This is a genomic window from Brevibacterium casei CIP 102111 (assembly GCF_900169275.1).
GTDB classification, from domain to species: Bacteria; Actinomycetota; Actinomycetes; order Actinomycetales; family Brevibacteriaceae; genus Brevibacterium; species Brevibacterium casei.
Window position 1 is genome coordinate 201,762 of the sequence record NZ_FXZC01000004.1, and the last position, 22,622, is coordinate 224,383.

The following is a 22,622-nucleotide window of genomic DNA, read 5'->3' on the forward strand; positions in this document are numbered from 1 at the left end:
CGGTTAGGGTGTGCCAGATGGAGGCGGGGGTGGTGGGGCTTGAAGTTGGTTAGCGACTAGCGCGAAGTGATGGATCGCGGCATATTGTCTCCAAATGCCCGGTTGGCCAGTGGACTTGTGGCCGTTTGCTATGTCATCAAAGTAATCGTCAGCAAGGCTGTACCCTTTACCTAAGTAGTGGGTGCTCCCAATTAGATCAGTGCAACAGTCGGAGAATGCTGCACTAATTCCACCGCCTGTTGATGGCTTAGGCTTGCGGTGGACGTGCAATATTTCCCCATTTGAATAACGAAGGTGGCCATACTGGGGCGTTGCCCGCACGGGATCCGATGGTGGATATAGGCAATAGTCGCCGTACGACACGTCTTGGTCGGCTGCGATTAGCCTTAGCCAAAGCCACCACTCCCTTCGCGTGGTATGCCAGTAGCCATCTCGAACGAAACCCTTGCTGTTGGGCGTCCCTGCACTAATCAATTCACCGTGCAAACCGCCCAGAGCGGAAATCAAGGTGGAAGTGTGTGCGGTAAGTGAGTCGAGGCTAATAGCGCTCGCTTCTAGATTGTCACCCCAATCCATCACGACGTCTATGCTGGAAGTCGGCAACCCGACATCGGAGGCTGCGTTCGAGATGACCCCTGCAAGCGATGGTAGATCAGAGTGCGGCAATTTGACGCGCATTGCTGCGCGTCCGGCCGCTTGGGCAAGGGGGGCCGCTGCTCTCCATGAGGGTGACGGATCGGATTCGGCGATAGCAGGAATTATTTGAGCGCTATTCGAGGGCGATAGGCTTGTGATACTCGAAATTAGATTCCACCATTGTGCCCCGTCGGTTGGGTTGGAGACGCGGGACACGTCTAAATACAGACTCCCGTCCCATAGTCGCGCAATATCGTCCATAAAGTATGAAGCGTCGGTGACCGTCGATTTGCTCCGTTTCGATAATCCGGTGGCGGGATCAATAGTTCCGGGGGTGGCATTCTGGAGTTCGAAGTATGGTGTTACTGATAAGCTGGCCGGGCGGTTTCTGAGTGCCGTTATTTCGGCTTCGCGTGCTTTCAGTATGGGAACATAATGCTTGCTTGCGGCTCTCATTTAATTCTCCAGGTTTCAGTTTTTGCACGCCGGCATGGCTCATGACGGCGTTTGCCGGGACCTGCGTTTAGCCGACTGCTCCTCTCGTCCTCATGCTCACTTGTTGTTTCTGACTCTACTACAAAGAGAGTCGGTGAGAGAAGAGTCCGGAGAGATAGTAGTTTCCATGCTGTCGCGAATCGCTCCCTGAGCATGCTCAAGGTTGTGCGTGCCGCCGGATATGGATTTACTCACTGACGAACTGCAAGCCCAAGATTGTTCGGTGGATCGTCGGTACTTGAGATCGGTCTACGCCTGCAGCTCAAGCGCCTCCCACGCGAACGTCGCCACCCAGTGCGAGGACATGTACTCATCGGAGATTGCGGCCTCGAGGCCCGGCGCCATGAGGGCGTCGACACGCGTGAGCATGCCCTTCGCCAAGGAAGCAAGGTCCTCATTGCCGGTCTTCTCCGCGATCGCCTCGAGGTGCGGGGCCAACCGCATGATCGATGCCGCCACCGACAGTCCCAGCCCGTAGAGGTGACTCTGATGCCCGTCGGTCGGGTCGAGAACCTCGACCGGGGTGAGGGCAGGCGACTCGGGTGAGAGTTCCGAAAGGAAGCCGGGCAGCCAGACGGCGAGCTCGTCCTCGGTGAGCAGCTCAGTCATGAGATCGGCCTCGCACAGACCTGCCGACAGGAAGTCGTGGCCGCTGCGCTCCTGCGCGAAGTTCCACGTCCGATCCTCGGCGTAGAACCTCCTGGCAGCACCGGCGATGACGTCGACGACATCCCGCCGCCCCTGCGCGCGGGCACCGAGGAGGATCTTCCGCAGACCGAAGGCCGTGTTGGTGTGAACCCCGTGCCGCACTGGCTCGGGCAGCTTCGGCAGCCACTCAGCGGTGAGGTCGAAGACCGTGTCCGCGAGGATCTGCGCATTCGCCGCGAGATCGCGCAGCTGCGGATCACGGCTGTTCCGCAGCGCTTCGGCGAGTTCGACCGCCCACGCCCACCCATACGGACGCTCCCAGCTCGGATTCTCCCGAAGAAACCACGCCTCGGCATTGAGCTTCGCCTCGCTGAGATGCGACTGGAGCAGCTCGATCGCCTCATCACGCCACGGCGCGTCCTGTGCCTCCTCGGTGTCGAGCAGCGAGACGAGCAGGTAGTGCATGTGCACGCTGGAATGCCAGTCGAAGGAATTCGCAAACGCCGGGTTCTTCTCACTCGCCGGCACGATGTCGGCGAGGCTGTTCGCGACATGATGCGAGGCGTACGGGTAGTCCTGCGTGATGTTCGTCAGCGCGACCTGTGCGAAGGGGTGAATGACATCGTCGGGAGTGGGCATGCGCGGGTCCTTATCTCAAGCGGTCAGCGTCGGAGTCCTACAACCCGATCTCGAGCCGCGGTCTTCGCAATGACTCGATTGTGCCACTCTTTCGCTGAGGAACAAGACGCCCGCCCGGGAGCTGCCCCGGCGGTCTCCGACGGGGCAGAGCAGACACACGACGACGGCTGGCCACCCCGCGATGGGCAGGGTGGCCAGCCGTCGATTGTGAACAGGCGGCCTTGTTACGCTCCGTCAAGCACTGGCGCAGCCTCCTGAGAATCCGAACGCCCGCGCCTGGCGCGTGACCGGGAGAGCGCGAGGTAGACGATGGCCGTAACGACGAAGCCGACGAGCCATGCGATGTCGATGTTCTGCAGCGGCGCCGCGAGTGGCCCGGTGAAGAGCGGGGTGATCATGAACGGCACCTGCGCGGCCAACCCGATCGCATAGCTCGAGAGCCCGACCGCGTTCCACTTCCCGTACCGGCCGCCGTCGGGGGCGAAGAGATCGTCGACGTGGTAGTCGCCCTTCTGGACGATGAAGTAGTCGGCGAGGTTGATGGCCGACCACGGGATGAGCACGTAGAGCAAGAGCGTGAGGAAGCTTTCGAACGTCGCCATGAAGTCGCCCTGGCCGAGGATTGCGATGAGCGTCGCCCCCGCACCGCACACGATCGTCGCCCACACCCGCGTCCCCGCGGTGATCCGCGCCTTGAAGTTCGACTGCATGACCGTGAGCGCATTCATCACCGCCGAGTAGAGCTCGACCCCATTGATGAGCGCCGAGCTGATCGCGAAGATGATGAGGACGACCATGCCGACGGCGCCGAGGTGCTCGCCGAGGGCCGCAAGCGGGTTCTCCGGGTTCGCCGCCCCGAGCAGGACGCCGAGGGACATGACGAACACCGAGCTGACGACGAGACCGAGATACGTGCTCCAGAACGCCGTCTTCGGCCCCGTCTTCTGCGGCAGGTACCGCGAGTAGTCGGAGACGTAGGGTGCGTACGCGAGCTGCCAGACGATGCCGATCGCGAGCATCGCGAAGAACCCTTCGGCATTGAACGCCGCCTCGGCGTTGCGCGAGGTGACGTCGGGCTGCATCCAGAAGAGCACCATCGACACCGCGACCGTGCCGCCGATGAGGATCGACAGCCACACCATCGTCTTCTGCAGCAGGTCGTAGCCGACCGCGCACAGTCCGACGCCGATGACCGCGAAGGCGATGATCGCCGTCGTCCCGTCGAAGTCGGGGAAGACCGCGAGCAGCGAGTCCTTCGCGACGATGAGGATGCTTGCGAAGAAGCCGATGAACATGACGAAGGCGATGAGCGCGAAGAGGCTCGCACCCATGTACCCGAACTGCGCCCGGGCCTGGAGCATCTGCGGGATCCCGAGGTGTGGGCCCTGCGAGGCGTGCAGCGCCGACCCGAACGCGCCGATGACGTTGCCGATGAGGATCGCAGTGATGCTCCACCCGACCGGCAGGTTGTACGCGCCCGAGGCGACGGCACCGGTGACGACGGTCAGCGGCATCATGTTGAGGCTGACCCAGATCGCGAAGATCGACCAGTTCGTCCCGGTCCGCTCCGCCTCGGGGATCGGCATGATGTGCTGCTGTTCGAAGCGCACGAACGTCTTCGACTCGGAATGGGAATGGTGGGACATGAGTTCCTCTCCTTTGAGTGACTCTCACGGTGATCGGCAGAAGTCCGGCGCCGAGGTGGCCCTGGCCTTCCGCTGACCCCGACCGGGCGCTCGGGGTGGGATCCGAACCCCCCGGTCGGGATCGATGCGGACCGGGTCAGAGACCGGCGCGCTCGGTGGCCAGGGTGAACGCCCGGTCGAGGAGACCGGCGAGTTCGTCGATGTCGGCTGCGGTCATCACCAGCGGCGGCGAGACCTGGACCAACGGATTGCCTTCGGCGTCGATGGCGACACGGGCGATGAGCCCCACCTCGGCGAGGGCCGGGTTGAGGTGCCCGTTGACGAAGTCACCGGCACCGATGACCTCATCCGTCCACCGCTTCGCGGCCTGGTCGGTGACGAGTTCGAAGGTGCGGTGGAACCCGTCGCCGCGCAGATCCCCGACGATCGCGGAGTGCCGGGCGGCCACCTCGGCAAGCTTCTCACCGAGGTACGGGCTGAGCCGGGCGACGTTCTCGACGACGCCCTCGCGCTCCATGATCTCGATGTTCTTCAGCGCCGCCGCGCACGCGACCGGGTGCCCGCCGTAGGTGAGGGCGTGGTTGTACATGCCGAGCGGGCCGTCGAGGACGGTCTCGATGACGCGGTCGCTGGCGATGAGCCCGCCGAGCGGCATGTACGCCGAGGCGATGCCCTTGGCGAAGGTGATCATGTCCGGCTGGAAGCCGTAGTGGTCGGAGCCGAACCATGAGCCCAGACGTCCGTAGCCGGTGATGACCTCGTCGGCGATGAGGAGGATGCCGTACTTGTCGCAGAGTTCGCGCACGCCCTGGAAGTAGCCGGTGGGCGGGGTGAGGCTGCCGCCGGCGTTCTGCAGCGGTTCCATGATGATCGCCGCGATCGTGTCCGCGCCCTCCTGGACGATGAGGGATTCGAGTTCGCCGAGGAGGAACGCCGTGAACTCCTTCTCCGTCTCGGCGTCGGGGCGGCGGTAGCGCTTCGTGTTGTGCGTGTGGCGGACGCCGTTCATGAGAGGTTCGAACATCTTGCGGACGTCGGTCATGCCGTTGAGCGACATCGCTCCGAAGCTCGTGCCGTGGTAGGCGACACGGCGGGCGAGGAACTTGTACCGCGAGGACTCGCCGCGGGTGATGTGGTACTGGCGGGCGAGCTTGATCGCCGCCTCGTTCGACTCGCCGCCGCCGGAAGCGAAGAAGACGCGGTTGAGGTCGCCGGGGGCCAGCGACGCGATCTTCTGCGCGAGCTTGGCCGCCGGGGGATGGGCGACCGACCACGTCGTCTGGTAGGGCAGGGCCGCCATCTGCTCGCGGACCGCGTCGCCGACCTCGGCGCCGTGGGTGTAGCCGAGCTGGACGCAGAAGAGTCCGGCGAGTCCGTCGAAGAAGCGAGTGCCGTTCTCGTCGAAGACCGAGCAGTGCTCGCCGCGGACGAAGATCGGCAGCTCGGCGTCGCGGTACTTCGCTGCGGGGGTGAAGTTCATGACGAGGTGGCGCTTAGCGATCTCGGCGAGGTTCTCGGTGGGAGTGTCGGTGGCCGAGTCTGCGGTGGGGTTCGCAGTGGTTGTGGGTGCGGTGGCCGGGGCATCGGTGGTGGACGCTGCCGAGGTGGTCGGTGCGCCGGCGGCACCGTTGCCGGCCGATGCTGCCGTGTCGTCCGGCGTGGTCAGCGTGCTGTTGAGTGTCATGGTGTGTCCTTTCGAGCGGTGGTGCTCAACTGCGGGGTGGTGCACGTTCGGTGGTGGTTCAGTGTCGGTGGTTCGACGTCAGCGGTGGTGCGTGGTCAGGGGTCCGAGTCTGCGGCGGTTCGTGGTCTGCGGTGCGGCCTCTGCGACTCCGTGTCTGCGAGTGGTGGCCGCGACTGCCGAGCCGGTGAAGCGGTGATCGAGGTGGTGTGGATCACCTTGTCCATTCATGCTTTCACCCGCCGGTCCATAAGTGAAATAGTTTCTCGTTCTCAAGGGCATCTGAAAAACAGATGGTTGGGAGCGTGGACGCGGCGGCATGCCCGGGCGCCGCATTGTCAGCACGGTGAACCCGCACCAGCACGGTCCATGCGCCGTGCTGGTGCGGGTTACCGTGCTGGAGCGTGCGCAGCCTCGGGGCCGTCAGCTGCCCCTCACCCCCACTGCAGCCAGGTGGTCTTGAGGTCGGTGTAGTTCTCGAGCGCGTGGATCGAGAGGTCGCGGCCGAAACCGGACTGCTTGAAGCCGCCGAAGGGCGTCGTGAAGCCGAGCGCGTCGACGGTGTTGACCGAGACCGTGCCCGCGACGAGGCGGGAGGCCACCCGGTGGGCGCGGGCCATGCTGCCCGTCCACAGTGCCGCGGCGAGACCGTATGGGGTCTCGTTCGCCTTCGCGATCGCCTCGTCCTCGGAGTCGAACGGGGTGACGAGGGCGACGGGCCCGAAGATCTCGTGCTCGTGGAGCCGGTGGTCGGCGGGCAGGCCGGTGACGACGGTCGGGGTGATGAACGTCGACATCCCGTTGATCGCCGGGCGCTCGCCGCCGGCGACGATCGTCCCATCGGCGCGAGCCTGCTCGACGCACTCCCACACCTCCTCGGCGTGCTTCTCGGAGACGAGCGAGCCGATCGCGGTGTCCGGATCGAGCGGGTCGCCGGGTTGGAACGATTCCGCGGCGCGGGTGAGGAGGCGGACGAACTCGTCGTAGACGGGACGTTCGACGAAGATCCGCGAGGTCGCCGAGCACACTTCGCCCTGGTTGTAGAACGCCCCGAACGCCGCCTTCTGCGCGGCGGCCTCGAGGTCGTCGGTTTCGGCGAAGATGACGTTTGCGCTCTTGCCGCCGGCTTCGAGGGCGAGGCGCTTCATGTTCGACTCCCCGGCGTAGATCTGGAGCTGCTTGGCCACGGCGGTCGAGCCGGTGAAGGCGAGCATGTCGACGTCCATGTGCCGGCCCAGCGCCGTGCCGACGACCGAGCCGCGTCCGGGAACGACGTTGAGCACACCGGCCGGCAGACCGGCTTCGACGGCGAGCTCGGCGAGGAGCAGGGTCGAGTGCGAGGCCTCGACCGGAGGCTTGACGACGAGGGAGTTGCCGGCCGCCAGGGCGGGTGCGATCTTCCACGTCGCGATCTCGAGCGGGTAGTTCCACGGCACGATGACGCCGATGACACCGAGCGGTTCGCGGGTGACGAGCGCTGTCGATCCGCTCGGGGTCGCGGGGATCTCGTCGGTGACCTTCTCGATCGCCTCGCCGTAGAACCGGAAGAGGGCGGCCGCGCCGGGGGCGTCGATCGTCGAGGACTCGCCGATCGGCTTGCCCATGTCGAGGGTGTCGAGGAGCGCGAACTCGTCGGCCCGGGCCTCGATGAGGTCGGCGAGGCGTAGCAGCACTTCCCGCCGGTCCGTTGCCGAGGCCCTCGACCACGCTCCGTCGTCGTAGGCCCGGCGGGCGCTCGCCACCGCACGGTCGACGTCGGCGCCATCGCCGAGGTGGAGGGTCGAGATGACCTCGCCGGTCGCCGGGTTCGTCTTCGCGTGGGTCTGCCCGGACTGGGCGTCGACCCGCGCGCCGTCGATGACGGGTCGCCCGTCGAGGGTGAGCGCGGCCGCCTTCGTTCGCCACTCCTCGGCGGCGGGGGTGCGGGTGAGTGTGTCGGTCATGGTGGTGCTCCTTCGTGTGTTCCGTGGCTTCGACGCGGTGAGCCGACAATTACGCGGTGTGCAGACCGCGTTTGTGTCGGTTCATCGCGTCGGTGGATTGTCAGTCGGTCGCCGAGGGGGTCTTCGCCTCGGCGGCGGTCGACTCGGTGTGGTGGGTGGCTGGGTCGTCGGTGTCGGTGAGCTTGTCGGAGTCTTTGAGGAGGTCGACGCCGCGGGTCTCCGGGATCGAGGCGACCGTGACGATGCCGATGACTCCGACGACGGCGAGGAAGAATCCAGGGCTGAGCGTGCTGCCGGTGCGGTCGATGAGCCACGTGAGCGCATACGGGGCGGTGCCGGCGAAGAGCGCCGCAGTGATGGCGTAGGCGATCGAGAGACCGGTCTGTCGGGTCCGCGTCGGGAATAGCTCGACGACGGTGGCGGCATGCGTGCCGAGGATGATCGCGAGGATGAAGGCGAGCCCGAAGGTCGATGCGAATGCCGCCCAGTCGCTGCGCACGCCCATGAGCATGAACAACGGCACCGAGAGGACGGTGAGTGCGACGGCCGCGGTCATGAGCACAGGTTTGCGTCCCCACCGGTCCGACGCGATGCCGGCGAGCGGGACGATGATGAGTCCGAGCGCCGAGGCCAGGGTCGAGAGGAGAGCGGCGCGTCCGGCGTCGAAGCCGAGGCTCGTCTCCTGGTAGGTGAGCAGGTAGACGAGGACGACGTAGAACGTCACGTTCATGAAGATCTCCATCCCGCAGGTCTGGATGAATTCCTTCGGGTTGCGCTTGAAGACCTCCCGCAGAGGCGACTGGGCGACGGTCTCCATCTTCTGCAGTGCTTCGAACTCCGGGGTGTCCTCGATCTTCCGGCGGATGTAGAGGCCGACGAAGCCGAGTGGCACGGTGATGAGGAACGGAATCCGCCATCCCCATTCGGTGATCTGCTCAGGGGTGAGCGCCACGTTGAGGAGGTAGACGGCGAACGACGCGAGGAGGAACCCGAGAAGCGAGCCGAATTCGAGCCAACTGCAGCCGAAGCCTCGGCGATTCCGGGGTGAGAACTCACCGAGGAACGCCGCCGCGCTTCCGAACTCGCCGCCCGCCGCCAGTCCTTGGACGATGCGGGTGAGGATGAGGAGGATCGGGGCGAGCACACCGATCGTCTGATAGGTCGGGAGGATGCCGAGGACGAGCGTCGACACCGCCATCGAGAGGATGACGACGGATAGGGTGAGTTTGCGTCCGAGCTTGTCGCCGAGGCGGCCGAAGAGGATCGCTCCGAGCGGACGGACGAGGAACGAGACGGCGAAGACCGCGAAGGTCGCGAGCAGCCCTGCCGTCCTGTCCGATTCGGGGAAGAAGATCGCGGCGATCGTCGTCGCCATGTACGCGTAGACGGCCCAGTCGAACCAGTGCACGAGGACACCGATCGATCCGGCGACGATGCTCTTCTGCAGACCCTTCTTCTGGGTCAGGGCAGAGCTGTGGACGGGTGTTGTGCCAGTCATGTCGATTTCCTCCATTGGAATCGGTGGTGGCTTCGACGCGGTGAGCCGACAGTTACGCGGTGTGCAGACCGCGTTTTTGTCGGATCACCGCGTCGGTGGGTTCAGGCCTGTCGCGGCGGTGAGGTCGGGCGTGCGTGTGTCGGCCAGGTCAGGCCTGCGTGCGGCGGCGATGTCGGCGGCGGTCCAGGCGAGGGCGGTGGCACCGTCGACGAGTGCCTTCTCCGCGAGCGGCCCGACGCAGGCGTCGGCGAAGGCGGGCTGATGGTTGCTCGCCGTGCCGCCGACGCCGATGTAGGGGTGGATGGCGTCGACGACCTGGGAGACGTTGCCCATGTCGGTCGAGGCCCGGTTCATCGTCGCCTCGGCGGGGACGACGTCGAAGGACCGACCGAGCGCCGAGGCGTTCGCCCGATAGGCCTCGAGTGCGACCTCATCGGTGCGCATCTCCGCGTACCGACGGCTCTCGGGGGTGATCGTCAGTCTCGCGCCGCTGGCCAGGGCCCCGGCCTCGAAGCAGTCGATGACCCGCTGCTCGACGGCGAGGAGCTCCTCGGTCGTCTCCGCCCGCACATACCAGCGGCCCTCGGTCTTCTCGGGGATCGCATTGGGCGCCTCCCCGCCGTTCGTCATCACGCCGTGGACGCGCACGCTCGGCGGCAGCTGCTGTCGGAGGAGGCCGATCGCCGTCTGCGCGACGAGGAACGCATCGTTGGCGTTGATGCCGCGCTCGGGATACGCCGCGGCATGCGCGGCCCGACCGGTGTACTCGACGTGCCAGTGGGCGACCGCGAACGGCCGCGCCTCGGCGACGTCGACGGGGGCGGGATGGGCCATGAGGGCGAAGTCGAGCTCGGTGAACGCACCGCGGTCGAGCAGCTCGATCTTCCCGCCGCCGCCCTCCTCGGCGGGGGTGCCGATGACCTCGACCGTGAGGCCGAGCTCGTCGGCGACGGCGGCGAGCCCGATCGCGCCACCGACGCTCATCGCGGAGATGAGGTTGTGTCCGCACGCGTGCCCGAGCCCGGGCAGCGCGTCGTATTCGGCGAGGAATCCGACCGTGAAGTCCCCACTCCCGATCCTCGCCCGCAGAGCGGTCTCGAGTCCGAGGTAGGGGCGTTCGACGGCGAACCCGTGCGCGGAGAGCACGTCGGCCACCGAGGCGGATGACCGGTGCTCCTGCCACCCGAGCTCGGGATCGTCGTGGAGCGAGGTCGAGAGCGCGATGAGGGGCTCGGTCACCCTGGCGATGCGCTCGGCGATCCGCTCCTTGAGCGCAGGGTCCGCGCCACCGGTCAACGGATTCATCGGTCGTCTCCGGGCACGCCGTACGACGGGGACGCGGCAGGGGCGAGTCCGCGGGTGATGTAGTCCTCGCGCTGGGGCATCCAGATGTCGAGGAGGCGGCCGAGTTCGCCGATCGGGTCGTCCTCGGCCCAGTCGACGCGCAGATCGGTCACCCGCCACCCGGCGTCGCCGACGACGGCAAGCCCCGCGGAGTGGACCGGTCCGGCTTCACCGCCGGCGGCCATCGCCGCCTGGAAGCCCGCGAAGAGTCGCTCCTCGATCCGGCCGGTCGCTGTCAGCGCGGTCTCGACGAAGGCGTCGAGGACCTCGAGCGAGGCGAGCATGTTGCCCCCGGCGACCGCGTTGCGTTCCGTGCGGGCACCGAAGATCCCGAGCGCCTCCGTGCCCGAATGCGCGGCGGTCTCCCCGTTCGCATCGATGACGAGCAGCTGTCGGTAGGTGATCGTCTCCGGGTCAGTGGCCGCGACGACGGCGTCGAGGGCCGTCCGGGCAGAGGCCCCGGCGGCCATCTCGGCGACGATCGCCGGTCCCAGGCGCGGGTCGGTGATGTTCTGCGAGTTCACGCCGCCGACGCCGTCGGACAGGGTGAGGCAGCGGGCGGCGACGGCCGGGGACGACGAGGAGATCGCGGCACCGAACTCCCCGGTGACCGGGTCGTGGAGGAGGAGGGAGAAGGTCATCGGGTCACCTCGGCGAGGGAGGGCTCGGCACGGACGGCACGCGGCGCCTCCCCGGTGTCGGGGTCGCTGATGACGGCGGTCGCGTCGATCTCGACGAGCCACTCGGGGCGGGCGAGGGCCTGGACGACGATGCCCGTCGAGACGGGGAAGACGCCCCGCAGCCATGTGCCCATCGTCCGGTAGACGTCCTCGCGGTAGCGGGGATCGACGATGTAGACGGTGACCTTGACGATGTCCTCGAGCCGGCTGCCCGCCTCGGCGAGGAGCATCGCGATGTTCGCCATCGCCTTCTCCGTCTGCGCGACGACGTCGCCGATGCCCACCGATTCGCGGGTCTCGAGGTCCTGGCCGATCTGCCCGCGGAGGTAGACGACTCCGCCTGCGACGACGGCCTGGCAGAGATCGTTGTCGAGGTTCTGCTCGGGGTACGTGTCCTTCGTGTTGAACATGCGCAGTCGGGTGTGCGTCGGTGCGGTCATCGTCTCTCCTCGTCGAGTGCGGCTGTGCTGACCTCCATTCTGGGAACCCACGCTTCATCTGTGAAATAGTTATTATCTAGACAGATCATCTGGAAAACAGATGACGACGGTGAGGAGGCCGCCATGGTCCACAGGTTCCCGATCACGCTCACGCAGCTGACGTACTTCGTCGAATGCGCGAAGACACTCAACATGACGACGGCGAGCCAGGAACTCCACATCGCCCAGTCGGCGGTCTCGACGGCGATCAACCAGCTCGAGAAGGCGCTCGGCGCCCCGCTCTTCGTCCGGCAGCACTCGAAGGGGCTCGTCCTCACCTCGGCGGGGGAGAGCCTGCTCCAGGAGACGCGTCAGATCTTCGGGCTCATCACCGACGCCGTCGAGACGATCCAGGCCGGGCAGAAGGAGGTCCGCGGCACGATCGTCCTCGCGTGCTTCAAGACCATCGCCCCGTTCCTCCTCCCGCAGCTCCTCGGCGCGCTCGAGGCCGAGCATCCCGAGCTCACCGTCGAGGTCGTCGAAGGCGACCACGAGGAGTGCCTCGCCGCCCTGCGCAGCGGCCGCGCCGAGATCGCCCTCAACTACGACCTCACCGAGAACGACGGCATCGACGCTCAGCGCGTCGGCACGGTCCGCCCGCACCTCATCGTCGGCACCGATCACCGCCTCGCCGGCCGGACCGAGGTCCGCCTGGCCGACCTCGACGACGACCCGCTCGTCCTCCTCGACCTCCCCGACAGCCGCGAGTACTTCCTCAGCATCCTCCGCTCGGGCGGGATCACGCCCCGGGTCAAACACCGCAGCTCGAGTTATGAGACCGTGCGCTCGATGGTCGCGATGGGGCTCGGCTATTCGATTCTCAACCAGCGCCCGCGGATCTCCGAGACCTACACCGGTGAGCGGACGGTGATCCTCGAGATCGCCGACCCCGCCCCGAGCCTTCACGTCGTCACCTCGACGCTCTCCCGCTCGGGGACGACGGCGAAGGCGCAGGCCGTCACCGCCGCTGCCCGGTCGATCCTCGCCGAGGCGGCCCCGGAGTAGGGCGGCTCCCATCCCCAGTGCGCCCGCTGGGGTGCCGGGGTTACCGAGGGCAGCACCTTCCCATCCCCTGAAGCGATGGGGATTCGACGACTGCATCTGCCCAGTAGATGCAGTGGTCCGCCAACGACTATTGGCATCGGCTCTCTGCCCTGCGGTTTGCTGGAAAGCGAAGGGCGACGACGACGTTCGGCCCTGACAGCAACGACGCACACCCCGCACCGATCACCGGATGCGGGCCGGAGAAAGGGCACCCCATGCCGCAGAGAGCCGCAGAAACCACCGAGGTCGTCATCGTCGGCGGCGGACAAGCCGGAATCGCGATGAGCGAGCACCTCGAGTCCCAAGGCGTCCCCCACATCGTCCTCGAACGCGACCGCGTCGCCGAGGCATGGCGGACTCGCCGCTGGGACTCCCTCGTCGCCAACGGCCCCGCCTGGCACGACCGGTTCCCCACCCAGGAGTTCGAGGACACCGACCCCGAGGCGTTCGCGACGAAGACCGAGGTCGCCGACTACTTCCAGACCCTCGTCGACCGCAGGCGCCTGCCGGTGCGCACCGGGGTCACCGTCACCTCGGTGAAGGCGCTCGACGGTGCTCCCGGCTACCGCGTCGAGACCGACACCGGGACGATCGACGCGGACTACGTCGTCGCCGCCACCGGACCGTTCCAGGTGCCCAACGTCCCCGCGATCATCCCCGCCGAGGCGGGTCTCACCCAGCTGCACTCGAACGCGTACAAGAACCCCGAGCAGCTCGACGACGGTGGGGTCCTCGTCGTCGGTGCCGGCTCCTCCGGGGTCCAGATCGCCGCCGAGATCCAGGCCTCGGGCCGGAAGGTCCACCTCGCCGTCGGACCCCACGACCGGCCGCCGCGCTCCTACCGCGGTCGGGACTTCTGCTGGTGGCTCGGAGCGCTCGGCCTCTGGGACCTCGCGGCGCCGCCGGTCGGAGCCGACCATGTGACGATCGCCGTCAGCGGTGCCCGCGGCGGCCACACCGTCGACTTCCGCGACCTCGAGGCCTCAGGCATCACCCTGCTCGGACGGGCGAACGGCTTCTCGGATGGAACCCTCTTCGTCGGCGACGACCTCGGCGAGAACATCGCCCGCGGGGACGAGAACTACCTCTCCCTGCTCCGGGCCGCCGATGACTTTATCGAGCGCAACGGTCTCGACCTGCCGGAGGAGCCCGAAGCACACGAACTCGGGCCCGACCCCGAGGGTGTGCGGAATCCGATCCGCGAACTCGACCTCGCCGAGGCGGGTGTGCGCACGGTGATCTGGGCGACCGGGTTCGGCGTCGACTACTCGTGGCTCGACGTGCCCGGGGTCCTCGACGAGCGCGGTTACCCCGTCCAGCAGCGCGGCGTCACCCCGGTGCCCGGGGTCTACTTCCTCGGCCTGCCATGGCTGTCGAGGAGGGGCTCGAGCTTCATCTGGGGCGTGTGGCACGACGCGAAGTACCTCGCCGACCAGATCGGGATCCAGCGGATGTACCGCGACTTTACGCCGACGGGGACCCGCTCCGGTGCCCAACCCGGCACCGCCCGCACCGGTGAGTCCGCGACCGCGGAACTGCTCGAGGCTGCGGGATGACCGCCCGCCTCGGCGAAGGCGACACCCGCACCAAGACCGATGCGCTCGGCAGCCTTGAGATCCCCGCCGGCGCTTACTGGGGCGTCCATACGGCCCGGGCGATGGAGAACTTCCCGATCGCGGCCCGCCCGATCTCCGTCTACCCGGAGTTCGTGCGCGCCTACGCATGCGTCAAGCAGGCGGCCGCCCGGGCGAACCTCGAGATCGGCGCCCTCGACGCCGAACGATCAGGCCTCATCGATGTCGCGTGCGAAGAGATCAAGGCCGGTCGGCTCCTCGACGAGTTCACGGTCGGCGTCGTCCAGGGCGGAGCCGGGACCTCGACGAACATGAACGTCAACGAGGTGGTGACGAACCGGGCCCTCGAACTCGGCGGGTGGAGCAAGGGCGACTACGCGCACCTCAACCCCAACGACCACACGAACCGCAGCCAGTCGACGAACGACACGTACCCGACGGCGGTGAAGATCGCGCTCGCCTTCTCCCTCACGTCGCTGACCAGCGAACTCAGACTCCTCGCCGAGGCGTTCGCGGCCAAGGGAGCCGAGTTCGCGCACATCGTCAAGGTCGGGCGCACCCAGCTCCAGGACGCCGTGCCGATGACGCTCGGGCAGGAGTTCACGGCCTTCGCCGTGACCCTGCGGGAGGACATCGAACGGCTCGACGAGGCGGTCGGCCTCCTCGGCGAGGTGAATATGGGGGCGACGGCGATCGGGACGGGGATCAACGCCCCGGTCGGCTACCGGGACGCGGTCATCCGGCACCTGCGCACGGTCACGGGACTCGACCTCGTCACGGCCGGTGATCTCGTCGAATCGACGAGTGACACGGGGGCGTTCGTGACGTTCTCGGCCGCACTCAAACGCAGTGCCCTCAAGCTCTCGAAGATCGCCGGTGATCTGCGGCTGCTCTCCTCGGGTCCGCAGGCCGGCCTCAGCGAGATCGGCCTGCCGCCGCGGCAGGCGGGGTCGTCGATCATGCCGGGAAAGGTCAATCCGGTCATCCCCGAAGCGGTCACACAGGTCGCGTTCGCCGTGGCCGGGGCCGATGTCACGGTGTCGATGGCCGTCGAGGCGGGGCAGCTGCAGCTCAACGCGTTCGAGCCGATCATCGCCCACTCGCTGTTCCAGTCGATCACGTGGCTCGAACGCGCGTGCCGGACGTTCCGGGTCAACTGCATCGAGGGGATCACCGCGAACGAGGCCAAGCTCGCCGACACGGTCGCCCGGTCGGTCACCGTCATCACCGCGCTCGCCCCGGTCATCGGCTATGCCTCGGCGGCCGCCCTCGCGAAGGAGGCGCTCGCCGGCGATGTCCGGGTCGCCGATCTCGTCGAGAGCCGCGGACTGCTCGAGTTCGGTGAGCTCGATGCGCTGCTCACCCCGTCACGGCTGACGGGGGTGTGAACCGGACCCTCGTCCGGCAGGGCGGGTTGCGACCCGTTCCGAGGGGCGAGGGTCTCGTTCGCCGAGGCGGTTCACCGTATGCTGGTCACCTGCGAGCCGACCGACGGCTCAACGACCTGCGACGGGGAGGACACTGCCATGGCCGAGCGTTCGGGCCGAGTCGACACCGAGGCGCACAAGGCCGCGGGCAGCAGCTGGATCACCGTCATCATCGCGTTCGCCGCGAACGTCGCCGTCGCCATCGCGAAGACGATCGCGGCGGGGATGACCGGATCGGCGGCCCTCGTCGCCGAGGCGGCCCACTCGTGGGCGGATGCCGGCAACGAGGTCTTCCTCCTCATCGCCGAACGCAAGGCCGCTCGGCCCGCCGATGCGTCGCATCCGCTCGGGTACGGGCGCGAAGCCTACGTGTGGTCGATGTTTGCGGCGTTCGGAATCTTCACCGTCGGCTCAGCGGTCTCGATCTGGCACGGCTTCCAGTCGCTCTTCGTCGACGAGGCCGACTCCGACTACACGGTCGGCTACATCGTCCTCGCGATCTCCGCGGTCCTCGAGGGCTTCTCGTTCCTCCAGTCGGTCCGGCAGTCGCGCAGGCGCGCCGGTCAGCTGCGGCAGCCGACCCTGCGCTATGTCCTCAAGGGATCGAACCCGACCCTGCGGGCGGTCTTCGCCGAGGACGCCGCGGCGCTCATCGGGCTCGTCATCGCATTCCTCGCGATGTTCCTCCACCAGATCACCGGCATCGCCGCGTTCGACGCGATCGGGTCGATCCTCGTCGGTGTGCTCCTCGGCATCGTCGCGATCGTCCTCATCGACCGCAATCGCCGGTACCTCGTCGGGGAGAACGTCACCCCGCACATCCGCGACATGATCCTCACCGACCTGCTCGCGGACAAGGACATCGTCGAGGTCACCTACCTCCACGTCGAGTTCGTCGGTTCGGGCAAGGTCTTCGTCGTCGCGGCCGTCGACCTCGTCGGCGATGCGAAGGAGAGCGAGCTCGCCGTGCGCCTGCGCACCGTCGAACGCCACCTCGAGGAGCACCCGATGGTCGAGGAGATCATCCTCACCCCGGCCGCGCCGGGGGAGAAGGCGTTGGTGCCGAACGGGCAGTGACGAGATGTCGTTACCCGCCTCCAGGGCCCTCACCCCTCGAAGAGCTGACGGATGTCCTCGGCGCTGATCGTCTGACTGAACGCCTGACCTGAGGCGTTGCGCAGGGGAGCGTCACGGTCGGCGAGCTCGTCTGTCATGAGGTCGTCGAAGAGCTCGGCCTTCTTCCGCTGCAGGCCGAGCACCTTCTCCTCGATCGTGCCTTCGGCGACGTAGCGGTAGACGATGACGTGATCGGTCTGCCCTATCCGGTGGGCGCGGTCGATCGCCTGATTCTCCGCGGCGGGATTCCACCACGGATCCATGAGGAAGACGTAGTCCGCCTCGGTGAGCGTGAGACCGAACCCGCCGGCCTTGAGGCTGATGAGGAACACGGGTGCTGTGCCGGTGCGGAAGGCCTCGACCACCTCGGCGCGGTTGCGGGTCGACCCGTCGAGGACGACGTAGGGGATCCCGCGGGACTCCAACTCCTCGCCGACATGGTCGAGGAACGAGGTGAACTGGCTGAACACGATCGACCGGTGGCCTTCGGCGACGACCTCGTCGAGACGCTCGAGGAGCGCGGTGAGCTTGCTCGAGGGCACGTCGGCATGCTCGGCGTCGACGATGCGCGGGTCGAGGGCGAGCATGCGCAGGAGCGTGAGCGAGCGGAAGACGATGAAGCGCTGCCGGTCGTAGTCGCTGTCGATGAACCCGAGCAGCTTCTTCCGCTCCTTCTGCAGTATCCGGTCGTAGAGCTGTCGGTGTGCGGGACTGAGCTCGACGGTGATGACCTGCTCCTGCTTCTCCGGCAGGTCGGCGGCGACGAGGTCCTTCGTCCGGCGCAGGAGGAACGGGCGGATCCGCCGCTGCAGGCGTTGCATCCGCCCCGGGTTCTCCCCCGATTCGATCGGCCGGACGTACTCCTCCTCGAACCGGTGCGGGGAGGGGAAGAGCCCGGGCGCGGTGATCGAGAACAGCGACCACACATCCCGCAGCGAGTTCTCGAGCGGTGTGCCCGTGAGCGCGAGCCGGAACGGGGCGCTCACCGCCTTCGCCGCCTGATGGACCTGGGAGGAGCCGTTCTTGACGAACTGCGCTTCGTCGAGGATGAGCCCCGCCCACTCGTGTGCGGCGATCTCGTCCTCATCAAGCCGGAGGATCGCGTACGAGACGACGATGACATCGGCCCCGGCGACCACCTCGGCGAGGGGGATCTTCCGCTTCCGCCGGGACTCACCGATGACGCGAACGTCGAGGTCAGGGGTGACCTTCGCCGCCTCCTGTGCCCACAACGGGACCACCGAGGTGGGGGCGACGACGAGGAACGGCGGTGCCGTCCGGCCGTCGGCCCCGGTCCTGCGGTCCGTGCGGCGGGCGTGGGCGACGAGCGCGAGCGTCTGCACGGTCTTGCCGAGCCCCATGTCGTCGGCGAGGATCCCGCCGAGGCGGCACCGGTGGAGGAGGGACAGCCAGCGGAACCCTTGCACCTGGTACGGGCGGAGGGTGACGCCGTCGAGTTCGGGCACCTCGGTGGCCGGCAGATGCTCGAGATCACGCAGGGCCTGTGCGGACTCGCGCCAGGTCACGGCGGGTTCGGCCTCGTCGGCGAGATCCTCGAACTCCGACCACAGCCCGACGTGGAGGCGGCTGATCTTCGGGGACTCGGGTTCCCATTCGGGGATGAGGTCCGCCTCGGCGAGGAGGGACTTGAGCCGGTCGAAGACGGGACGGTCGAGCGAGAGGTACGAGTCGTCGGCGAGCTTGAGCTTGCGCTGGCCCTTCGCGAGCGCGGTGAAGAGCTTGACGAAGGGCACGGGCCGCCCGCCGATGCTGATCTGTAAGCCGAGCTCGAACCAGTCGTTCTTCTCCGCCTCGACCGAGGTGATCTTCACGCTCGGTTCCCCGCCGAGCTCACGGTAGGGCTGCCGCTTCCCGCGGGTGACGACGTGGACGTGCTCGATCTCCTCGAGCCCGGGAAGGACCGTGGTGACGAAGTCGGCGGTGTCGGCGTCGGTGAGCTCGAGGTCGCTCGGGGCGGTCGGGAAGTCCGTGCCCGGGTCGGAGGGGGTGAACGCCTGCAGCAGGGAGGTGACCTCGGCGAGGACGGAGTCCTCGTGGTCGACGTCGCGCAGTTCGGTGTCCCTCCCCGCCGAGGCGGAGCCCGGGTTCGGCTGGACCGTTCCCTCGGCGCGCCGGGAGCCGGAGGGCTGCCGCACCGGCAGGGTCCGGCGCGGACCCGAGTACTCCCAGTACCAGCGCACGCTCAGCCGGTCCTGCGCGCCGAAGGTGAGGTCGAGGGTGAGCCGCGGATCCCGGTAGTGCGGGAAGCGGACGGATTCGTCGCTGCTCACGACCTCGGTGCTCGTGCGCAGCAGCGGGTAGTACTCCTCGAAGAACTCCTCGGCGTCGTCGCGGGGGATCGTGATCGGTCCCGGTGCGGACAGGGCCGGCAGCGCCGAGGCGGTCGTGGCCTTCTCCGCGGGCGCCAGCGTGACCGTGAACCCGGTGCGGGTGTCGACGCCGAAGAACCCGTGCGTCCAGATCGGCTTCGCGAGCCCCGGAGCGATAGGGCGTTCGTCGATCGTCACCTGCGGCTGCACGCGCAGGCCGCCCCGCACCGTGCGCACGTCGATGACGGCCGTCGCCTCGCGGCCGATGCGCACATCCATGCCCTGGTTGACCCCGACGAAGGCGATCCCGAGCTCGGCACCGTGGGTGAAGACGTCCCAGAGCAGGGAGGTGTGGAAATCGCCGAGGTTGTACGCCGCCCCGTCGGGCGTGAAGTCCGTCTTGTCCCGGGTGCGCAGGCCCGCGAGCTGGGAGAACCACTCCTGGTGGCGGGGGTCGGCACCGAACTGGGCGCTCATACGGTCGATCGTGCGCCAGCTCAGCGACTTCTTCACCCAGTTGCCGGAGTCGCTGAGGACGAGTGGGCGGATCGCGAGTCTCGGGTTCGCACCCGGGCTCACCTCAGCCCTCGTGAGGAGGGTGGTGTGCTGGGGTTCGAACCATGATCGGGGGACGACCTCGACGAGCTCGAATCCCAGGGCCGCGGGCGTGTGCATGGTGGGGGCCGCCTCGGCGAAGGAGGCGAAGGCCGTCCTCCAGTCGGCGGGGGTGGCCGATCCGGATGCACGACCCCGCGGATTCGGGGGAGTGCTCGGTCGGTTCGCGGTCACGACCCCATCCTCTCACTGCCCGGTGACACGGGTGGTCGGTCCGAGGTCAGGGGAGGAGGCCCGCCTTCTGTGCTTCGACGACGGCGGCGAACCGGGTCCGGGCGTTGAGCTTGGCCATGATCGCCTTCATATAGGCCTTGACGGTGAGCAGGGTGAGGCCGAGCCGGTCGCCGATCTCCTGGTTCGTCAACCCGGTCGCGGCAAGTGCGAGCACATCGGTCTCGCGGTCGGTGAGCCCGACGACGCCTCGGTTCCCGCTCTCCTCGGTGGCTGTCAGGGAATCGGCGATCGCGCGCAGCTCGCGCTGTAGGCGGCGGTCGTGCACGCCGGCACTGAGCGTGCGCAGCTCGCCGTGGACGAGCCGGACGCGGGAGAGGAGGGCACGGGCCGCCTCGGCGGTATCGTCGATCTCATCGTCTGCCGTGATGAGGGCATGCTCGAGGTCCCGCGCTTCGTCGGTGAGCAGGGAGAGGAGCCGGTCGGCGATGCCGGTGTCGGTGCGGAAGGCGGCGTAGAGGACGACGGTCGTCTCCCGGTCGATGACGACGGGAGCGGCGGCGATCCCGCGCAGCCGTTCAGCCGTGATCACTTCGTCGTAGTGGTGGGAGATCGCATCGGAGGTGACGTAGTCGTTGAGGGCCAGGGGGCGGCGGAGAGCGACGGCACGACCCCCGAGGCCTGCGTCGTAGTGGAGGGTGACGCCGGGCAGCGCGCCCACGGTATGGCCGAAGAAATGAGCGAGGCGCAGTCCGCGATCACCGGTGACCTCGCCTCCGAAGGCAAGATCCGCGCCCGTCGCGGAGCGGATGCGGTCGAGTGAGCGGCGGATGCGTTCACTGCCCGGCGTGGCCAACGTCGCCCCCATTCCCCTCGAGATCTCGCGCCCAGTCGTCTGCGGTGACGGCCGGCACCCCTCTTCGGAGGGTAGTCAACGATGCGGGGCGTTGCCTAGTCTCACTTCAACGCGGTGCGGACCCCGTCCGCACCGTGAGGCGCCGCCGACAGGATGCCGGCGCCGAGTCCGAGCGAGGAGTAAGCGATGACCGATGCGACCCCGACCGAGAGTGCGACTGAGAGTTCGACCGAAGAGTTGCTGACCGCGCCCGCGCCGTGGCAAGACCATCCCGACATCGTCGCTGAGGTCGCCGCCCTCAGCCGACGCTTCACCGCTCCCGATGTCTCCGTCGCCGAGGTGCTCTGTGACGGTCACCCGAGCGCGGACACGGCGTTCGTCTGCGTCGATGATCGCATGGAGCCCTACCACCTCACCTACGGGGAGCTCGCCGATCGCTCGAGGCGGCTCGCGGCGTACCTCGCCGAACTCGGCGTCGACCGCGGCTCACGCGTGGGTGTGCTCATGGAGAAGACGCGCCAGCTTCCCGTGGTGCTCATGGCGCTGTGGCGACTCGGTGCCGTCGAGGTCCCCCTGTTCACGGCCTTCGCCGGGCCGGCGATCGCGGCGCGAGTCAACGGCGCGAAGGCGGCGCTCATCGTCGCCGATGCCGCCCAGCAGCCCAAGCTCGAGGGCATCGACATTCCCGTGCTCAGCACCGGTGACGACCTCGACCGGGAGATCGACGGTCATGAGCCGACCGGCACCGCCGAGGCGGTCGGCGGCGACGGGCTCTTCCTCCAGCTCTACACCTCGGGCACGACGGGCACACCGAAGGCCGTCGGAGTGCCGGCATCGGCGATCGGGGCGTTCATCGCCTACATGCGCTACGGGCTGGGGGTCTCCGACGACGATGTGTTCTGGAACGCCGCCGACCCCGGCTGGGCCTATGGGCTCTACTACGGCATCGTCGGCCCCTTGGCGATCGGTCGACCCAACATTCTCTTCGCCGGCGGCTTCAGCCCGGAGACCACGGGTCGGCTGCTCAACGACCTCGAGGTCTCCAACATCGCGGCCGCACCGACGGTCTACCGGGCGCTGAAGAAGGCCGGGATCACCGCCGCGCAGCCGCTGCGGGCCGCTTCCTCGGCGGGGGAGCCGCTGACCTCGGATGTCGTCGAGTGGGCCTCCGGAGCCCTCGGGGTCACCGTGCGCGACCACTGGGGACAGACCGAACAGGGCATGGCGATCGGCAACGCGTGGGACGAGCGCCTGCGCACCACCGTGGCAGAGCGGTCCATGGGCCAGGCGCTGCCGGGATTCGTCGCAGGCACGATCGGCGGGTCGATCGCGCTGTCGGTCGACGACAGCCCGCTCATGTGGTTCACGGGCTACGTCGACGCACCCGAGCAGACGCGCGAGCGCTTCACGGCCGACGGGAGATGGTACTTCTCGGGAGACGTCGGACGCGTCGACGGCCCGGACTTCTTCTTCGCGTCGCGGGATGACGACGTCATCCTCGCCGCCGGATACCGGATCGCACCGTTCGACATCGAGAGCATCCTCGTCACCGACGATGCCGTCATCGAGGCGGCCGTGGTCGGGCGTCCCGATGAGATCCGCGGTGAGGTGATCGAGGCTTTCGTCGTCATCGATCCCGCGGTCGGCGCCGACGACGACCTCGTCACGCGCCTGCAGAACGCGGTGCGCGGCACCTATGGAGCCCACGCCTACCCGCGCCGGGTCCACGTCGTCGAGGAGCTGCCCAAGACTCCGAGCGGGAAGGTCCAACGCTTCGTGCTCCGCGACCTCGAGGTGTGA

General features: G+C 67.7%; 16 protein-coding genes. 5 read left to right on the forward strand and 11 right to left on the reverse strand.

What is annotated here, in order from left to right; all coding sequences use genetic code 11:
* Positions 1 to 3: 3 nt before the first annotated feature.
* The 9 genes from BC102111_RS18210 to BC102111_RS10840 form a co-directional block, all read right to left on the reverse strand.
* Positions 4 to 1,092, reverse strand: coding sequence for a beta family protein (locus BC102111_RS18210; RefSeq protein WP_095375199.1), 1,089 nt, complete (start codon positions 1,090 to 1,092; stop codon positions 4 to 6).
* Between the two features lie 288 nt (positions 1,093 to 1,380).
* Positions 1,381 to 2,418 carry a DUF2891 family protein gene (locus BC102111_RS10805; RefSeq protein ID WP_095375198.1) on the reverse strand — a complete coding sequence of 346 codons (1,038 nt, stop codon included), beginning with the start codon at positions 2,416 to 2,418 and terminating at the stop codon, positions 1,381 to 1,383.
* 224 nt (positions 2,419 to 2,642) lie between these two features.
* Entirely contained in the window at positions 2,643 to 4,064 is a 1,422-nt protein-coding gene (locus BC102111_RS10810; protein ID WP_095375197.1) for a purine-cytosine permease family protein, read from the reverse strand.
* 136 nt (positions 4,065 to 4,200) lie between these two features.
* Positions 4,201 to 5,748 carry an aspartate aminotransferase family protein gene (locus tag BC102111_RS10815; protein ID WP_095375196.1) on the reverse strand — a complete coding sequence of 516 codons (1,548 nt, stop codon included), beginning with the start codon at positions 5,746 to 5,748 and terminating at the stop codon, positions 4,201 to 4,203.
* Between the two features lie 431 nt (positions 5,749 to 6,179).
* Entirely contained in the window at positions 6,180 to 7,688 is a 1,509-nt protein-coding gene (locus BC102111_RS10820; protein ID WP_095375195.1) for an aldehyde dehydrogenase family protein, read from the reverse strand.
* Positions 7,689 to 7,788: 100 nt separating this feature from the next.
* Positions 7,789 to 9,186 carry an MFS transporter gene (locus BC102111_RS10825; protein ID WP_095375292.1) on the reverse strand — a complete coding sequence of 466 codons (1,398 nt, stop codon included), beginning with the start codon at positions 9,184 to 9,186 and terminating at the stop codon, positions 7,789 to 7,791.
* An 84-nt stretch (positions 9,187 to 9,270) separates the two neighbouring features.
* Positions 9,271 to 10,491 carry a M20 family metallopeptidase gene (locus tag BC102111_RS10830; RefSeq protein WP_232252543.1) on the reverse strand — a complete coding sequence of 407 codons (1,221 nt, stop codon included), beginning with the start codon at positions 10,489 to 10,491 and terminating at the stop codon, positions 9,271 to 9,273.
* Positions 10,488 to 11,171, reverse strand: coding sequence for a DUF1028 domain-containing protein (locus BC102111_RS10835; protein WP_095375194.1), 684 nt, complete (start codon positions 11,169 to 11,171; stop codon positions 10,488 to 10,490). Before BC102111_RS10835 ends, BC102111_RS10830 begins: the two co-directional genes overlap by 4 nt.
* Positions 11,168 to 11,650, reverse strand: a complete 483-nt coding sequence (locus BC102111_RS10840) for a RidA family protein (RefSeq protein ID WP_095375193.1) — start codon at positions 11,648 to 11,650, stop codon at positions 11,168 to 11,170. The genes BC102111_RS10835 and BC102111_RS10840 overlap by 4 nt, the downstream gene beginning before the upstream one ends.
* Positions 11,651 to 11,773: 123 nt before the next feature.
* On the opposite strand from BC102111_RS10840, the gene BC102111_RS10845 reads away from it, so the two are divergent.
* The 4 genes from BC102111_RS10845 to BC102111_RS10860 all read left to right on the forward strand — a co-directional run bounded on the left by BC102111_RS10845 (position 11,774) and on the right by BC102111_RS10860 (position 16,811).
* The gene (locus BC102111_RS10845) at positions 11,774 to 12,694 is read left to right on the forward strand and encodes a LysR substrate-binding domain-containing protein (RefSeq protein WP_101624314.1); all 921 of its coding nucleotides are present in this window, start codon (positions 11,774 to 11,776) and stop codon (positions 12,692 to 12,694) included.
* A 254-nt stretch (positions 12,695 to 12,948) separates the two neighbouring features.
* A complete protein-coding gene (locus BC102111_RS10850; RefSeq protein ID WP_095375191.1) occupies positions 12,949 to 14,289 on the forward strand; it encodes a flavin-containing monooxygenase in 1,341 nt (446 codons plus the stop codon).
* Positions 14,286 to 15,695 carry an aspartate ammonia-lyase gene (locus BC102111_RS10855; protein ID WP_101624315.1) on the forward strand — a complete coding sequence of 470 codons (1,410 nt, stop codon included), beginning with the start codon at positions 14,286 to 14,288 and terminating at the stop codon, positions 15,693 to 15,695. Before BC102111_RS10850 ends, BC102111_RS10855 begins: the two co-directional genes overlap by 4 nt.
* 138 nt (positions 15,696 to 15,833) lie before the next feature.
* Entirely contained in the window at positions 15,834 to 16,811 is a 978-nt protein-coding gene (locus BC102111_RS10860; RefSeq protein WP_176472400.1) for a cation diffusion facilitator family transporter, read from the forward strand.
* Positions 16,812 to 16,840: 29 nt separating this feature from the next.
* Here the strand turns inward: BC102111_RS10860 and BC102111_RS10865 are convergent, their stop codons facing one another.
* Together BC102111_RS10865 and BC102111_RS10870 are read right to left on the reverse strand one after the other, a co-directional pair.
* Positions 16,841 to 19,969: a DEAD/DEAH box helicase gene (locus tag BC102111_RS10865; RefSeq protein ID WP_101624316.1), complete on the reverse strand. Its 3,129-nt coding sequence runs from the start codon at positions 19,967 to 19,969 to the stop codon at positions 16,841 to 16,843.
* Between the two features lie 46 nt (positions 19,970 to 20,015).
* Entirely contained in the window at positions 20,016 to 20,834 is an 819-nt protein-coding gene (locus tag BC102111_RS10870) for a helix-turn-helix transcriptional regulator (protein ID WP_101624317.1), read from the reverse strand.
* 174 nt (positions 20,835 to 21,008) lie between these two features.
* Here BC102111_RS10870 and BC102111_RS10875 point away from each other — a divergent pair, with 174 nt between their 5' ends.
* Complete coding sequence (locus BC102111_RS10875; RefSeq protein WP_101624318.1) at positions 21,009 to 22,622, forward strand: AMP-binding protein; 1,614 nt, start codon at positions 21,009 to 21,011, stop codon at positions 22,620 to 22,622.

What these genes read in the sequence shown, in the direction of transcription:
- BC102111_RS10805 (WP_095375198.1), bottom strand. Translation starts at nt 2,418, where the DNA reads ATGCCCACTCCCGACGATGTCATTCACCCCTTCGCACAGGTCGCGCTG.
- BC102111_RS10855 (WP_101624315.1), top strand. Translation starts at nt 14,286, where the DNA reads ATGACCGCCCGCCTCGGCGAAGGCGACACCCGCACCAAGACCGATGCG.
- BC102111_RS10815 (WP_095375196.1), bottom strand. Translation starts at nt 5,748, where the DNA reads ATGACACTCAACAGCACGCTGACCACGCCGGACGACACGGCAGCATCG.
- BC102111_RS10860 (WP_176472400.1), top strand. Translation starts at nt 15,834, where the DNA reads ATGGCCGAGCGTTCGGGCCGAGTCGACACCGAGGCGCACAAGGCCGCG.
- BC102111_RS10840 (WP_095375193.1), bottom strand. Translation starts at nt 11,650, where the DNA reads ATGACCGCACCGACGCACACCCGACTGCGCATGTTCAACACGAAGGAC.
- BC102111_RS10870 (WP_101624317.1), bottom strand. Translation starts at nt 20,834, where the DNA reads ATGGGGGCGACGTTGGCCACGCCGGGCAGTGAACGCATCCGCCGCTCA.
- BC102111_RS10810 (WP_095375197.1), bottom strand. Translation starts at nt 4,064, where the DNA reads ATGTCCCACCATTCCCATTCCGAGTCGAAGACGTTCGTGCGCTTCGAA.
- BC102111_RS10820 (WP_095375195.1), bottom strand. Translation starts at nt 7,688, where the DNA reads ATGACCGACACACTCACCCGCACCCCCGCCGCCGAGGAGTGGCGAACG.
- BC102111_RS10825 (WP_095375292.1), bottom strand. Translation starts at nt 9,186, where the DNA reads ATGACTGGCACAACACCCGTCCACAGCTCTGCCCTGACCCAGAAGAAG.
- BC102111_RS10845 (WP_101624314.1), top strand. Translation starts at nt 11,774, where the DNA reads ATGGTCCACAGGTTCCCGATCACGCTCACGCAGCTGACGTACTTCGTC.
- BC102111_RS10830 (WP_232252543.1), bottom strand. Translation starts at nt 10,491, where the DNA reads ATGAATCCGTTGACCGGTGGCGCGGACCCTGCGCTCAAGGAGCGGATC.
- BC102111_RS10875 (WP_101624318.1), top strand. Translation starts at nt 21,009, where the DNA reads ATGACCGATGCGACCCCGACCGAGAGTGCGACTGAGAGTTCGACCGAA.
- BC102111_RS10850 (WP_095375191.1), top strand. Translation starts at nt 12,949, where the DNA reads ATGCCGCAGAGAGCCGCAGAAACCACCGAGGTCGTCATCGTCGGCGGC.
- BC102111_RS18210 (WP_095375199.1), bottom strand. Translation starts at nt 1,092, where the DNA reads ATGAGAGCCGCAAGCAAGCATTATGTTCCCATACTGAAAGCACGCGAA.
- BC102111_RS10835 (WP_095375194.1), bottom strand. Translation starts at nt 11,171, where the DNA reads ATGACCTTCTCCCTCCTCCTCCACGACCCGGTCACCGGGGAGTTCGGT.